Below are 14,970 nucleotides of genomic sequence, written 5' to 3'. Positions count from 1 at the left end.
GTTTTAAACGACTCCTTTTCTATTGGAATCAAATTTTAGCATAATGAAGAGCAAGATGGTGAAACTCCATAAGGACGATCCTCCATAGCTAATGAACGGTAAAGGAATACCAATAACAGGTACTATCCCGATGGTCATGCCGATATTGATAAAGAAGTGGAAAAAGAGGATGGAAGCCACACCATATGCATAAATACGGGCAAAGGCCGAACGCTGTCGTTCTGCAATATGAATGATGCGGAGCAACAATGTCAGATAAATGCCGATCAGAAATAAGGAGCCTACAAATCCCCATTCCTCGCCCACCGTACAGAAAATAAAATCAGTACTCTGCTCGGGAACGAAGTTATATTTGGTCTGTGTACCTTGCAGATATCCTTTTCCCCAAAGCTGACCGGAACCAATTGCTATCTTAGATTGATTTAAATTATAACCCTGTCCTCTTGGATCATCCATTTTTCCCAGGATGATATCGATACGATTTCTTTGATGTGACTGTAAAACATGATTATAGACCAGATCCACGGATAATATAAATACCGCAGACGCAGCAAAAATAATCCCGATATTGATTAAGTTTTTCCGCTTTTTTCTAAATGTCCACATAAAGAATCCTGCCAGTACAGCGAGTATGCCAATTAAGATCCAGGCATTGACCAAAAGCGCCATGACAAACAACACAATACACAGGCCTCCGAAAATAAGCAAACTGTTATTGACATATCCTTCGCGATAGAATACAAAGATAAGGGAAAAGAAGGCGAGGGCAGAACCTGTATCGGGCTGGAGCATAACCAGGAATACCGGAAATAATACAATACCAGCACCAATGGCTAACGTATGCATATTTGGATTTTTATTGCTCTGAGAACTCAAATAATTGGCCAGCAATAGACAGGTCGCTAGTTTTCCAAATTCGGAGGGTTGAAGCCTGAAACTCCCGATAGGGATCCATGCTTGATTTCCTCCAACATTTCTACCGATGACCAGTACGGCAATTAGGAGTAAAACAACTACTGCATAGATAACTGGAGATGCAGAACTGAAAAATTTGGCATCTATAATTAATATGGTAATGCCAATGATCAATGCAGAAGCAATATACATGGATTGCTTACCATAGTTGGTGGCCATATTAAACAAGCCCGGATTTTCTGGATCATATACTGCTGCATGAATATTGAACCAACCGATCAAACATAAAGCCAACCAGAGCGAAATGGTTAACCAGTCTATTTTTCCGAAAAAACTGTTTTTTTGGTTATTCATGACTTCTATTTACGGCACTATGATGAACGATTGTCTCCCTTGTTGTTACTGCAGCAATGCGGTTGACACTTTTTGTGGTATCTTTTTTGGATTTAGTTGAATCCGTTGTTTTTTTTATTTCCGCTTTTTTAGGATCTGCTTTTGGAGCAGGCATAAAATTAGCATTGTAAATACGGTCTTGTATATGTTTCGGCATCGTAATGGTATCCTTGATGTATTTTTCAACCATCATACTGGCGATGGGGCCTGCCCATACACCACCATAGCCTGCATTTTCAACAAATACCGCAATGGCTATTTTAGGATTATCGCGTGGAGCGAAAGCGAAAAATACAGCGTGATCTTTACCATGTGGGTTTTGTGCTGTCCCTGTCTTTCCACACATTTCAAGACCTGCAATTCGATTGGCAAAAGCAGTTCCCTCGCCCATGTTGACAGCTCGGCTCAATCCTTCGATTACCGGCGTATAATATTTAGCATCGACGCCTGCTGATATTTTTTCTGTAAACTCTTTTTTGACGATCTTTTTATCCCCGATAGCTTTAATGAGATGCGGACGGTAATAAAACCCTCTGTTGGCTACAATAGCCATGATATTGGCCATTTGAAGAGGAGTGACACCCATTTCACCTTGGCCGATGGATAGGGAGATATTAAATGCCGAACGCCATTTGTCATTTCTGTAGCTTTTAGTGAAATGATCAGATTTATATAACAAACCTGCGTTTTCTCCCGGTAAATCAATGCCTAAGCGATGACCGATACCAAATTTGGAAATGGCTTCATACCAAAGATCGTAAGCCTTTGGTCCTGATAAACCTCTGGAATCTATCATTTTAGCGTAAGTATACCCATAATAGGTATTACAAGACACTTGTATGGATCTGATCAAAGAAGTCGCTCCGTGGTAATGGGTACAACGCATAAAACCTCTTCCGCCGCCATAGCTATAACCGTGAGGACAAAAGAACGTGGTGTTTTCATCAATCACGCCAGCCTGTTGAGCCGTTAGGGCAGCGACGACTTTAAATACGGACCCAGGAGGGTAGGATGCCTGAATAGGACGATTAAATAAAGGTTTACTTTCATCGTTTAATAATTTCATGTAATTATTGCCTGTTTCACGCCCCACCATATCATTCGGGTTGTAACTTGGGCTGCTGACATAGGTAAGGACTTCACCCGTTGAAGGTTCTATGGCCACAATGGATCCTAACTTATTTTTCATCAGTTTCTCACCCAAGATCTGCAGTTCTTTGTCCAATGAAGAAACCAATCCTTCTCCCGAAACAGCTAAGGTATCGTACCGGCCCTCCATAAATACGCCTTTGGGTCTATTGAGCGCATCGACCATCAGATTTTTGACGCCTCTTTTTCCTCTTAAGAGGTCTTCATACGAGCGCTCGACACCACTTCTGCCTATATAATCTCCAGGACGGTAAAAACCGTTTGATTTTTCAATATCTTTTTCTGTTACTTCATTGACATAACCCAAAAACTGGGCAGCAATACTATCCGGATAACTACGGACGGTTCTATTTTGCACATAAAATCCTCTAAAGCGGTAGAGGTATTCTTGCAAATGTGCATAGGTACGGGAAGATAATTGTTTTTCAAATATAGAAGCACGATAAGGCGAATGGGCTCGTGCTTTATCCATGCGTTTAATAAAACCTTCCTTATCAATTTCGATGAGTTGACATAATAATGCCGTATCTATATCTTTTGCTTCTCTCGGCGTAACCATGAGGTCATATACGGGTTCATTTTGCACCAGAACTTGTCCGGTACGATCTAAAATAACTCCGCGAGCCGGATAGACAACAACCTTACGCATAACATTGCTATTGGCCGAATGAATGTAAGAATCGTCAATGATCTGGAGATAAAATAGTCGAGCGATTATTAATAATGCAATACTAATAATAATGCCTTGAATGACAAATTTACGTGCGAAAAAACTGTTCATAGACTCTTTATCCTTTGTTTAGCAATGGAACTCTTAAATTCTGCTCTTTCTTTTATAGAAAAGAAAACTGAAAATGAGCAGAATAGCCATTGTAAAGATACAACTTAAACCAATAGTTGCTAATGTGTATTGAAACTGTTTGAAACTAAATGTTTCTAATAAAACCAGAACAAAGTGGTGAATCAGTGTTCCAAAAAAGGTATAGGATAGGAACCATTTAAAATTCATTTCACCCAATAATGGGGTAATGAATGTATCCATATCATTTTCAATCGTAATTTTCATGAAGAATACCCGATAAGCTGCCAGTGCTACACAAGCTGCGGCATTGACACCAAGTGTATCATAAAAAGCATCAACTGTCAAACCCGTTAAAAATGCAATTGTAAAGAGTAGAAAATTGGATATTCCAGTAGGAAGCAAAAAAATAAATAGAATGTACGGGAAAGGGCTTGCCAGATTATAATAGCCTATATTTTTGAATAAAAATACTTGCATGGCAATAAGTACCAAAAATCGAATGATATTAAATAGTAATATTCTAGCCATTATCCTGATTCGTTTCTTCTAATTGTTTTAATTCTTTTGCAAATAAATCTTTTACTACGTAGACATGGTGTAGGTTGGAGAAATTGGTACTTAACAGGATGCGTAAATCCAGAAAAGAATCTCCTGATGATATTCCAGTCTCGACCACAGCTCCAACAAGAATGCCTTTTGGAAAGTGCCCCGAATAGCCTGATGTATAAACTTTTTCAGCTGTCTTCACTTTGACATGATTGGGGATTTCTTTGACCATTGCAAAACGATAATCGACATTACTTCCCCACACCAAAGAACCAAACACCTCGGTGTTGGCTAATGTTACAGATATTTTGGTGTCCGGATGTAAGAGTGACTGTACTGTTGAAAAGTGTGGGGTCACATTGAGCACAATGCCGACTACGCCATTTGGAGCCAGTACACCCATTCCTTTTTCGATGCCGGCTAGGGAACCTTTGTTGATAGTCAGGTAATTGCTTTTTTGATGAATACTATTGTTCGTTACACTTGCAATGATAAATTCATATCGACCAAATTCGCTACTGTCAATAACAGGGCTTTTTGCCATCGCGACGGTATCTGTGGTTAAGTAATTCTCCAGCTGCGTTCTTAGACTTGCATTTTCTTTGACCAATTGATCATTGGTTTCGGTAAGTGATAAGTAGCTTTTCCATGAATTTACTTTTTCATAGATATGCCCAATAATATGATTGGATGAATTGAGCGCACTAGCACGCTGGAAAGTATTGTTAGTAACAACCAGAAACACTGAAAATCCAAAAAATAGGATAAACCAAAAAAATGCGTTATAACGTCTCAGAAATAACCAGAGGTTTCTCATTGTTTATTAATTATTACTTTGCTATTTAATAAAGAAGCGATATAGTGAAAAATCAACTATATCGCATATAAAATTTTATGTTGTGGCAATTATGATTGCATTAAGAATTTAAATCTTCCGATATTCTTTAATGCGATGCCTGTACCGCGGACTACTGCACGAAGAGGATCTTCTGCAATATGAACTGGTAATTTTGTTTTGGCTTGAATTCTACGATCTAATCCTCTTAAAAGTGCTCCACCACCTGTCAGGTAAATACCTGTCTGGTAAATATCTGCGGACAATTCCGGAGGAGTGATTTCTAAAGCTTTTAAAATTGCTTCTTCAATTTTCGAAATGGATTTATCTAAACAATGGGCAATTTCTGTATAGGAAACTGTAATTTGTTTGGGGATACCAGTCATCAGATCACGACCTTGAACGGCGAAATCTTCAGGTGGATCTTGCAATTCTGGAAGTGCGGCTCCAACTTCGATTTTAATCTTCTCAGCTGTACGCTCACCGATCATGATATTGTGCTGTCTACGGATATATTGTACGATATCAGAATCGAAGTTATCTCCTGCAACGCGGATCGACTGGTCACAAACAATACCGGAAAGGGCAATCACGGCAATCTCTGTGGTTCCACCACCGATATCAATAATCATGTTACCCATGGGCTCTTCCACATCAATCCCAATACCTACTGCGGCTGCCATCGGTTCGTGGATCAGATATACTTCTTTTGCTCCTGCAATTTCTGCAGAATCGCGTACGGCACGTTTCTCTACTTCAGTAATTCCTGAGGGGATACAGACCACCATTCTTAGAGAAGGAAAGAACCAGCTTTTTCCATTATTGACCAATTTTACCATTCCGCGAATCAAGTGCTCTGCGGCTGTAAAATCTGCAATAACACCATCACGAAGCGGACGTACTGTTTTTATATTATCGTGTGTCTTTCCCTCCATTTGCATTGCCTGACGTCCGATTGCAATTACTTTGTTTGTCGTACGATCAAAAGCCACAATTGAAGGTTCATCAACTACTACTTTGTCATTATAAATGATTAAGGTATTTGCGGTACCTAAATCGATGGCAACTTCTTGTGTAAACCAGTTAAATAAACCCATTTGCTGTATTGTAAACTACTTTTTATGAATATGCAAACCTACTAAAAATTATTAGTTTTTGAAGGTAAGTCTTGATTTTTTTTATTGATAAATTAGAACTCTTTTGAGGAGCTGTAAGATGATAACAAGTAAACGTTTAATAAGGCATTTTCTTATGTTTTTACTTCGAAATTAATTTTTCTGTACGTCAATGTAGTAATTAAAAGTGTCAATCTTTACATTTTTTTTTGTTAGATTGGGAATATCTAATGTTTGATCGTCGTTAGTGATATTAATTGCTTTTAAAGTATTATCTGAAGTCCCGATATAGATCGGCATCTGAAAATTGGCGACTGTATTTTTCCATTTAGCTTGAACTTTTCCATCTTTTGTCTCTGAAATGTACAGCACAGGAATGGAAGTAGTCTTGACATATTGCTCAAAAATAGAACTGAAATTTATACCCGATTCTTGATTGATGTAATGCACAATATCATCATAATTAACTTGTTGATGATAAAACTTAGCGTTTAATCCTCTCAGAATAGCTCGCCATTTATCATCATCTGCTATGATGGTTCTAATCATGTTGTGCAGGACACCGCCTTTATTGTACATATCTCCGGAGCCTTCGTTATTGACATGATATTGACCTTGTATGGGTTTATCATTTTGAATGGCTCTTCGATTGCCATAAATATATTGCTGCCCCGCTTTTTTACCGAAATAATAATCGATATACAGGGATTCGGAATAATTGGTGAAACTTTCATGAATCCACATATCAGCAATATCTGCTGCTGTTATATTATTGCCAAACCACTCGTGCCCAGCTTCATGGATAATGATAAAATCCCATTTCAACCCCCATCCTGTACCCGAACCATCTCTGCCCAGATAACCATTCAAAAATCGGTTGCCGTAGGCAATGCCGCTTTGGTGCTCCATGCCGAGGTGCGATGTTTCGATCAGTTTGAAGCTGTCTTCATAAAAAGGGTAGGGGCCAAACCAGTATTCAAATGCTTTTAACATCGGTTTTACATTGGCCTCAAAATGCGGTTTTGCCCGATCTATATTTTCGCGCAATACATAATAATCGATATCCAATTTTCCCTTTTCGCCCTGATAGCTATCTTGAAAATGAACATAGTCACCGATATTGATGGCGATATTGTAATTGTTAATGGGGTTGGAAACAAACCAGTTGAATTTAGATTTTTTCTTACCGATGCTTTCCATATTTCGTAATCGACCATTAGAGATATTCATCAGTCCTTTGGGTACTGTTACCGAGATCAACACGCTATCCGGTTCATCCGACTGATGATCTTTATTGGGCCACCATAGACTCGCTCCAATACCTTGGTTTGCGCTCGCTACCCAAGGCTTATTATTGCTGTCTTTCTTCCAATCAAATCCGCCGTCCCATGGGGCACGATTGGCTTGATGTGGCGTGCCCGAGAAATATACTTGGATAGAATCTAAGGTATTGGCTTTTATGGGCATAGGGAAATCGATAAACACGGCATTAAATTCGCGGGAATACCTTAACTTTTTGCCCCGATAAATAATTTTTTCAATGGCCATATTATCAAAGAGATCAATCTGTATGCGATTGAAATCCTGTATGGTTTTAAATTTAATGAGATTGCTGCCAGAAATGCTTCGTGTGGGGATGTCGACATCAACATCGAGGTGATAATAGGTGACATCATAGCAGGTCCTTAAAGGGGTCAATTGGCCTCTTAAAGAATCTTTACGAGAAAATTCAGTTTTGTTTGATAATAATTGCCCGTTGACTAGACAAGGATAGAAAAAAAATAGTGCAATTAAATAGAATAGATTTTTCAACGCTTTTGATATTGATATAAACGTTAAATATAAGAGAATTTACCTAGTTTAAAAAATACGAACACTTTTTAAACCTAGGTATCGTCTATCTTTTTTTGTTAAAAAAGCTTTCAATTTCGGCTAAAGTAAAGCTATTAAGACAGTTTTTGGCGCTTAATCCACCTTTTCTTGCCACAAATATTCCATAATGCATATCCAATAAACCTTCGGTACGGTGCGCATCTGGATTGATGGATAATAGTACGCCTTTTTCTAAGGCATAGCGATGCCATCGCCAATCTAAATCCAGGCGTAATGGATTGGCATTGATTTCAATCACAACGTTGTGGGCAGCACAGGCATCAATTATTTTTTTATAATCCAATGGATAGCCTGATCTGCTTAATAAAAGGCGTCCGGTAGGATGTCCCAATATCGTGGTATAGGGATTTTCTATGGCTTTTAACAAACGGGCGGTTGCTTTTTCTTCGTCCATTTTGAGATTGGAGTGGACAGAAGCGACGACAAAATCAAAACCGGCAAGAATCTCATCGGGATAATCTAAGGAACCATCGGCTAAAATATCGGACTCAATGCCTTTAAATATTTTAAAGGGCGCCAGTTGCTGATTGAGCTGATCAATTTCTTCCCATTGTTTTTGTACACGGTCTATCGGCAGACCATTGGCATATACAGCAGTTTTGGAGTGGTCACAGATTCCGAAATAGCTAAGCCCTAATTCTTCTTTCGCGTAACGAGCCATTTCAGCTAAGGTATGTACCCCGTCGCTGTAGGTAGAGTGGTTATGCAAAGTGCCTTTCAGATCATCGAAATTGATCAATCTGGGTAGTTGATGGTTTTTGGCCAAAAACACCTCATCCAGACCTTCTCGAAGTTCGGGTTCAATATAATCCAAGCCTTGTACCGCATAGAGCTCTTCTTCCGAATTTAAAGCCGTTATCAACTTTTCATCTAATAGTTCCAAGTGTTTTTTGGAACCTGTAGTTAAGATCAGATGTTGGTAAAATTCTGTTGTTGTGGAGAGGTAGAGGTGAAAGGAAAACCCAAGTTCATCTCGGAATGAGATATACTCCAGCTCTTCATTTACCTGATCAGGATAATGCGCATGTAGATAGGCCAAGGTGCTATCTCGATCTGCGCTTAATAGGATATCGACCGAACTTAATACTTCACATTTTCTACGGAATTCTCCAGTAAAGGAAATGAGGGCAGGAGATAGGCTGTTTTCAAGTGCTGTAATGACGGCTTCTGCACTCTTCAGCACTCTTGCATATAAAAACCATCCTTGGTTGGATATGGAAAATTCAATGGATTTTTTAATATCCTCTTGTGTTTTCAGTCCAAAACCTTTGGCTTCTATCAGTCGATTTTCGTTGCAGGCATATAAAAGCTCACCCACACTCTCAATCTGAAGGTCTGTCCAGATAATTTGTATTTTTTTGGGACCTAAGCCTTTTATGTTAAGCATTTCCAGAATTCCTTCTGGGGTAATGCTTAACATCGCATCTAACTCATCGAATGAGCCAGTTTCGGCTAATTTTTTAACCTTTTCTGCCGTGCTTTTTCCGATTCCGGGTTGGCTGCTGATCTCTTCTAAAGAAGCGGTTTCAAGCAGAAAGGGTAGCTTATCTAACTTAAAGGATGCACTGGCAATTGCTTTTATTCGGAAAGGATTTTCATTATGCAATTCCATCAGCTGGCTACATAATTTGAATTTTTTAGCAATTGTCTTGTTATCCATTTTAGTTGTTTTCTATGACTTGATTATCGTTTTTTACTTCTGGAGCAGGTTGATTGTACTTGTAAAAGATTAATCGAACACCTGAGTTTTTAGTGAAAAATTTCACTGTCCAGTTGATAAAGGTAATGACTTTGTTTCTAAAACCAAAAATAGACATTAAGTGAACAAACATCCAAACGATCCAGCCGAAGAATCCGTTAAAATGGATTTTACCCATATCCACCACCGCTTTGGCACGGCCAATAGTCGCCATGGAACCTTTGTCGAAGTAGGAGAATTTCTCATTTGAACGTTGGCCCATCACATTGCTAATGTGCTGTGCAACGTATTTACCTTGTTGCTGTGCTACAGGGGCTACACCTGGCAATCCACGAGGTAGATCATCGGTAATAAATGCGGATACGTCGCCAATTGCATAAACATTTTCCATATCTAAGACACGGCATTGATCATCTGTCTGGATACGATTACCACGTTGGATATTTTCTTTTTTGAAGCCTTCTGGAAATTGACCTGCAACTCCAGCACCCCAGATCACTGTCTTTGTCTCGATCGCGCTACCATCACCAAAAGAGATTGCAGTGCCATCAAATCCTGTTACAGAAACATTTAATAATATTTTAACACCTAATGCTTTTAGGTATTTTTCCGAATCTTCGGAAGATTTTTCAGACAAATTAGCTAAAACTTTACTTTGGCCTTCGACCAAGTAAACGTTCATTTCTTCTTTGCGTAATTCGGGATAATCTTTTTCTAAGATGTTATTTCTGATCTCAGCAATTGCACCGGAAAGCTCAACACCTGTGGGACCTCCACCGACAATGACAAAGTTTAAAAATGGTTTACGCTCCTCTGGATTTGAAATTTGAACTGCTTTTTCCAGATTTTGTAACACATAGCTACGGATATTCAATGCTTCCTGAATGCTTTTCATCGGTAAGGCATATTTTGCGATTTGCTGATTACCAAAGAAATTGGTCGTAGCTCCTGTGGCAACGACTAAAAAATCATATTCAAAATCACCAATATTGGTTTGAACCGTTTTGTTGATCGCATCGATATGATTGACTTCTGCAATTCGGAAACTAAAATTCTCCTGAGATTTGAACATCTTACGGATAGGGAATGAGATCGAATCTGCAGACAATGTACCTGTAGCTACTTGATACATTAAGGGTTGGAAAGTATGAAAATTATTTCGATCTAATAATAGTACTTCTACTTCCTTATTTTTTAACTTTTTAGCAACTTCAATTCCACCAAAACCAGCACCAATAATGACCACTCTTGGGAATTTTCTATCTGAACGATTGCTTAGCATATTATTTGAAATTTATATAAAATATTCGGAAACGTGTAATCCTTCTGCAAATATCTTAATTTTTCATTCAAAAAACTAAAATATCTTTATATATACTTGCTTTTTATTGTCATATTTATGGAGAACAAGCTGTTTTTTTATTTTGTTTATTTTATTACTACTTGTTAATCAGTGTCTTGCAAACAGAATTAATTGCATAGTTCATTAATTCTGTTTGCGTGGATATTTTAAAAATTGGGTGTAAAAAGTACACTTTGAATAATTTCTTATTGTAATGCGCCTTTTATTTTAATACTTAAGCCTTCATTTTCGTTGGTTAATCTCAGTTGGCAAGCGAGTCGGCTATCGTCGTCGGCATCTGGTAAAGTATCTAGCATATCGAGCTCCTGGTCTTGGGGTTCTGATAAATGTTCTCCTCCTGATTTGATCTGTACATGGCAGGTGGCGCAAAGAGCCATTCCTCCACAAGTGGCTAACACCTCATACTCGGATGCTTTTAACAATTCCATTAAAGATAAGTTGACATCTGTAGGAACTTCAATTTTTTGAACGGTACCATCCCGATCTTCAATTTCTATTTCAATAATATTGTCCATAACTAAAAAGTATTGATGCCATTTACAGTGGTATATTTGAAACTTAGTTTTTGTTCGGGATACACATATTTAAAAGCACTTTGTGCCATTAATGCCGCTTCATGGTATCCGCATAAAATCAATTTTAATTTACCTGGATAGGTATTGATATCTCCAATGGCATAGATACGTTCGATATTGGTTGAGTAATCATATGTATTGACCTCAATCGCATTTTTTTCAATCTGTAGACCCCAGTCCGCAATCGGTCCCAGTTTTGGTGTTAAACCAAATAACGGTATAAAATAATCGGCCTCCATGCGGACTTCTTCTTTCTGTTTATTGATCGCGATTACATGCGATAGACGATCTGAGCCATGCACATCTGCCAGATTGTGGGACAATAACAGATTGATCGCTCCTTTTTGAGCAAGCTCGAAAACCTTGTCGGCAGAGTCTGGTGCTCCTCGGAAAGAATCACTGCGATGTATTAATGTCAATTCTTTTGCGATATCAGCTAAATAGATCGCCCAGTCTAAGGCAGAGTCTCCACCACCGGCGATGATAATCTTTTTATCGCGATAAGTCTCTGGATTTTTGACCATATAATCAACACCTTTTCTTTCGTATTGGGCTAAATGGGGCAACTCGGGCTTACGAGGCTCAAAACATCCTAAACCACCTGCTATAACGACAACTTGACAATGTATGCGTGTTCCTTCGGAGCTAATAACGATATATGAACCATCATCTTGTTTTTCGAGACCTTCCACACGTTCTCCAAGTGTAAATGTGGGATGGAATGGCTCGATTTGTTTCATTTGATTGTCAATCAGTTCCTGTGCTCGTATCGTGGGATACCCCGGTATATCGTATATCGGCTTATGTGGATAGATTTCGGAGAGCTGACCACCGACTTGAGGTAAAACATCAATAAGATGACATCTCATCTTTAACAAACCTGCTTCAAATACAGCAAATAGACCTACTGGTCCAGCTCCTATAATACAAATGTCCGTTGTAATCATATCAAATTTTATTACTTAAGTTGTTATAAATTTTATCCAGTATACGCGTGAATGCAGTAAAGTCATCATCGGTTAAATTTTCCCAAGCCTTCATGCGGATGTTTGCAACGATTGGAGAGTAGGCTTCTACTTTTTTTCGACCTTCATCTGTCAAATGCAAATAGATACTGCGGCGATCAGAGGGATGAATGACACGTTCTGTCAATCCTTTTTTTATTAATAGGTCAACAATACGGGTCAGGGTAGGCTGATCTTTACAACACTTTTCAGCGAGTTCTTTTTGCAATAGATCATCATTTTCATAAAGTGTTTTCATGATGGTCCATTGATCTACCGTGATGTCAAAGTCATTTTCAGTAAAAGAATTTTGTGCAAATTGTTTTACTTTTTTTGCTGTTCTTTCTAAAATGAAAGAGTATCGGTTGAATTTTTCGTCTTGCATTTAAATATTTGTATACTAATATTTAGTACAACAAATATAATCAATAAATACTTCGTGCAACAAGTATTATGTGAATATATTGTAAAATAAAAAAGGCTTTCAGTTATATCTGAAAGCCTTTTACAATTTATGATAAATTTAAATTATGGAGTCACCGGTTCAGCTTTTTTAGGAGCGTCTGCCAAGTGTTTTCCTTTACTCAAATCGTATACTGCTGGTGCAGCTAAGAATATCGATGAATAAGTACCTACAATAATACCAATTAAGATAGCGAAAGAGAATCCTCTGATCACTTCACCACCGAAAATGAATAATACGGCTAATACGAATACAATAGTCAACGACGTAATCACTGTTCTACTTAATGTGGTATTGATCGCGTGGTTGATCGTTTCACCAAAATCTTTATTTAAAGCATTTGGTTTATTCAAATCTTCACGGATACGGTCAAATACAACTACTGTATCATTGACAGAATACCCTAATACCGTTAAAATAGCGGCAATAAAATGCTGGTCAATATCTAATGAAAATGGAACGATACCATCTAAAATAGAGAACAAGCCCAATACAATAATGGCATCATGAATGGTTGCGATAGCAGCCCCTGCTGAATATTGCCATTTACGGAAACGTACTAAAATATAGACTGCGATGATCAATAAGGCAAAGATAGTGGCATAAATTGATCTTGCTTTCATATCTGTAGCGATACTCGGTCCAACTTTCTGAGAAGAAAGAATCTCATGTTTGTTGCTCGCATCTACTTTAGATAATCCTTGATTCAATTTAGTCAATACTTCTTTATCTGCTTCGTCAGAGGTCTCATCAATATGATAAGTCGTGGTGATACGAAGTTGGTTTGCTGCTCCAAATACTTTAACCTCAGTTGTTTTTTGGAAGATATTATCTAAGTTTTCACGTACAGCTTCTAGATCTACAGGTTTGTCGTAACGAATGGTATAGGTACGTCCTCCTTGGAAATCGACCCCTTGACTAAATCCTTTAATGAAGATCGATGCAAAACAAGCGATAACGACAACAATAGAAACGATGTAAAGTCCTTTTCTTTTCTTGATGAATTGGAAATTGGCATTTTGCAATGTTTTCGCAGACCAAGGGAAGGAAACTTTAATTTTCATGTCACGCTCCAACATCCACTCAAAAATAATACGAGTCAGGAAGATGCCGGTGAATAATGAGGTGATGATACCCACCATTAATGTGGTTGCAAATCCTAAAATCGGACCTGTTCCGAAGAAGAATAATACTAAACCAACTAAGAAGGTTGTAATCTGTGAATCTAAGATCGAAGGTAATGCGTGTTTGTAACCATCGGCAACAGCTTGACGGATTGACTTGCCGCCCGCTAATTCCTCACGTATACGTTCGTAAATCAGTACGTTGGCATCCACCGCGGTACCCATTGTCAATACGATACCCGCGATACCAGGTAACGTCAGTACAGCATTTAATGATGCTAATACCCCCATGATAAAGAATACGTTTACAAGAACAGCAACGTTTGCTACCAAACCTGCAGTATTGTAATAGGCGATCATGAATACAAGAACCAATACGATACCGATCACTGCTGAATTTACACCCGAATCAATTGCCGACTGTCCTAAAGTTGGACCTACAATTGCCTCTTCAACGATTTTAGCAGTTGTTGGTAAACGACCAGCCTTTAATACGTTTGCTAAATCTTTTGTGTCTTCAACGGTAAATGAACCTGAGATGGATGAATTACCACCAGCGATCTCTTCATTCACACCGGGTGCTGAATATACGACATTATCAAGCACGATAGCGATCGATTGGTGACCTTGTGCTGCTTTAGCGGTAATTTTTTTCCATTCACGAGCACCTTCGCTGTTCATTTGCATGGAAACAACAGGTTCGTTTCTTTCATTAAATTCGTCACGAGCATTGGTAATAACGTCACCTGTTAAAACAGGGCCATTATCCGCACCTGCAGGTCTGATGGCATATAAAGAAAGGATATTGGGTGTTTTAGCTTCTGGTTTTACCGACCATAGCAATTTTAAATTTCCTGGAATAATCGATTTAACCTCAGGTCTGTTTAAAAAAGCATTTACTTTTGCGGTATCTTTTAGATCTGCACTACCCACCATTGCTCCAGGCATCAAAGCCATTTGTTGATTCTCGCCCATGTAAACAGCAGGTCTCAACACATCAAACAATGGGTTATCTTGCGATAATTTTGTCGTAGCACTATCTTTCGTGTTTTTATTTGCACCTAAGTTCGCCAATAAATCATCTGATTTTTTAG

At 38.4% G+C, this 14,970-nt stretch carries 12 protein-coding genes; all 12 read right to left on the bottom strand.

The genetic code is table 11. The features are described 5' to 3' along the window. Nucleotides 1-3: 3 nt before the first annotated feature. The 12 genes from rodA to secD all read right to left on the bottom strand — a co-directional run bounded on the left by rodA (nucleotide 4) and on the right by secD (nucleotide 14,950). Nucleotides 4-1,269, bottom strand: coding sequence for a rod shape-determining protein RodA (rodA, locus tag AC06G9_RS14820; protein WP_045753826.1), 1,266 nt, complete (start codon nucleotides 1,267-1,269; stop codon nucleotides 4-6). Next, nucleotides 1,262-3,238 (bottom strand): penicillin-binding protein 2, encoded by a 1,977-nt coding sequence (gene mrdA, locus AC06G9_RS14815; protein WP_480956582.1) that lies wholly within the window; start codon nucleotides 3,236-3,238, stop codon nucleotides 1,262-1,264. The genes rodA and mrdA overlap by 8 nt, the downstream gene beginning before the upstream one ends. A 33-nt stretch (nucleotides 3,239-3,271) precedes the next feature. Beyond that, a complete protein-coding gene (locus AC06G9_RS14810; protein WP_045753828.1) occupies nucleotides 3,272-3,787 on the bottom strand; it encodes a hypothetical protein in 516 nt (171 codons plus the stop codon). Then, nucleotides 3,780-4,622: a rod shape-determining protein MreC gene (mreC, locus tag AC06G9_RS14805; protein ID WP_248753246.1), complete on the bottom strand. Its 843-nt coding sequence runs from the start codon at nucleotides 4,620-4,622 to the stop codon at nucleotides 3,780-3,782. The genes AC06G9_RS14810 and mreC overlap by 8 nt, the downstream gene beginning before the upstream one ends. Nucleotides 4,623-4,711: 89 nt before the next feature. After that, entirely contained in the window at nucleotides 4,712-5,737 is a 1,026-nt protein-coding gene (locus AC06G9_RS14800) for a rod shape-determining protein (protein WP_021191193.1), read from the bottom strand. Between the two features lie 171 nt (nucleotides 5,738-5,908). Further along, on the bottom strand, nucleotides 5,909-7,567 hold the full coding sequence (locus tag AC06G9_RS14795; protein WP_480956581.1) for a M1 family metallopeptidase: 1,659 nt from the start codon (nucleotides 7,565-7,567) through the stop codon (nucleotides 5,909-5,911). An 85-nt stretch (nucleotides 7,568-7,652) separates the two neighbouring features. Next, nucleotides 7,653-9,308: a DNA polymerase/3'-5' exonuclease PolX gene (locus AC06G9_RS14790; RefSeq protein ID WP_045753880.1), complete on the bottom strand. Its 1,656-nt coding sequence runs from the start codon at nucleotides 9,306-9,308 to the stop codon at nucleotides 7,653-7,655. Between the two features lies 1 nt (nucleotide 9,309). Beyond that, nucleotides 9,310-10,629: an NAD(P)/FAD-dependent oxidoreductase gene (locus AC06G9_RS14785; RefSeq protein ID WP_480956580.1), complete on the bottom strand. Its 1,320-nt coding sequence runs from the start codon at nucleotides 10,627-10,629 to the stop codon at nucleotides 9,310-9,312. Nucleotides 10,630-10,895: 266 nt separating this feature from the next. Continuing rightward, nucleotides 10,896-11,225, bottom strand: coding sequence for a 2Fe-2S iron-sulfur cluster-binding protein (locus tag AC06G9_RS14780; RefSeq protein WP_248753249.1), 330 nt, complete (start codon nucleotides 11,223-11,225; stop codon nucleotides 10,896-10,898). Between the two features lie 2 nt (nucleotides 11,226-11,227). Further along, nucleotides 11,228-12,232: an NAD(P)/FAD-dependent oxidoreductase gene (locus AC06G9_RS14775; RefSeq protein WP_045753877.1), complete on the bottom strand. Its 1,005-nt coding sequence runs from the start codon at nucleotides 12,230-12,232 to the stop codon at nucleotides 11,228-11,230. 1 nt (nucleotide 12,233) lies between these two features. Next, nucleotides 12,234-12,674 (bottom strand): MarR family winged helix-turn-helix transcriptional regulator, encoded by a 441-nt coding sequence (locus tag AC06G9_RS14770; RefSeq protein ID WP_045753876.1) that lies wholly within the window; start codon nucleotides 12,672-12,674, stop codon nucleotides 12,234-12,236. A 143-nt stretch (nucleotides 12,675-12,817) separates the two neighbouring features. Then, nucleotides 12,818-14,950 carry a protein translocase subunit SecD gene (gene secD, locus AC06G9_RS14765; RefSeq protein WP_480956579.1) on the bottom strand — a complete coding sequence of 711 codons (2,133 nt, stop codon included), beginning with the start codon at nucleotides 14,948-14,950 and terminating at the stop codon, nucleotides 12,818-12,820. Nucleotides 14,951-14,970: the final 20 nt, after the last annotated feature.

It is taken from the genome of Sphingobacterium sp. MAE, from assembly GCF_056711605.1.
The sequence above is the reverse complement of the archived record's forward strand: the minus strand, read 5'-3'. Positions and strand labels throughout refer to the sequence as shown.

Coding starts and splice junctions, on each gene's coding strand:
- rodA (WP_045753826.1), bottom strand. CDS start 1,269: ATGAATAACCAAAAAAACAGTTTTTTCGGAAAAATAGACTGGTTAACC.
- mrdA (WP_480956582.1), bottom strand. CDS start 3,238: ATGAACAGTTTTTTCGCACGTAAATTTGTCATTCAAGGCATTATTATT.
- AC06G9_RS14810 (WP_045753828.1), bottom strand. CDS start 3,787: ATGGCTAGAATATTACTATTTAATATCATTCGATTTTTGGTACTTATT.
- mreC (WP_248753246.1), bottom strand. CDS start 4,622: ATGAGAAACCTCTGGTTATTTCTGAGACGTTATAACGCATTTTTTTGG.
- AC06G9_RS14800 (WP_021191193.1), bottom strand. CDS start 5,737: ATGGGTTTATTTAACTGGTTTACACAAGAAGTTGCCATCGATTTAGGT.
- AC06G9_RS14790 (WP_045753880.1), bottom strand. CDS start 9,308: ATGGATAACAAGACAATTGCTAAAAAATTCAAATTATGTAGCCAGCTG.
- AC06G9_RS14785 (WP_480956580.1), bottom strand. CDS start 10,629: ATGCTAAGCAATCGTTCAGATAGAAAATTCCCAAGAGTGGTCATTATT.
- AC06G9_RS14780 (WP_248753249.1), bottom strand. CDS start 11,225: ATGGACAATATTATTGAAATAGAAATTGAAGATCGGGATGGTACCGTT.
- AC06G9_RS14775 (WP_045753877.1), bottom strand. CDS start 12,232: ATGATTACAACGGACATTTGTATTATAGGAGCTGGACCAGTAGGTCTA.
- AC06G9_RS14770 (WP_045753876.1), bottom strand. CDS start 12,674: ATGCAAGACGAAAAATTCAACCGATACTCTTTCATTTTAGAAAGAACA.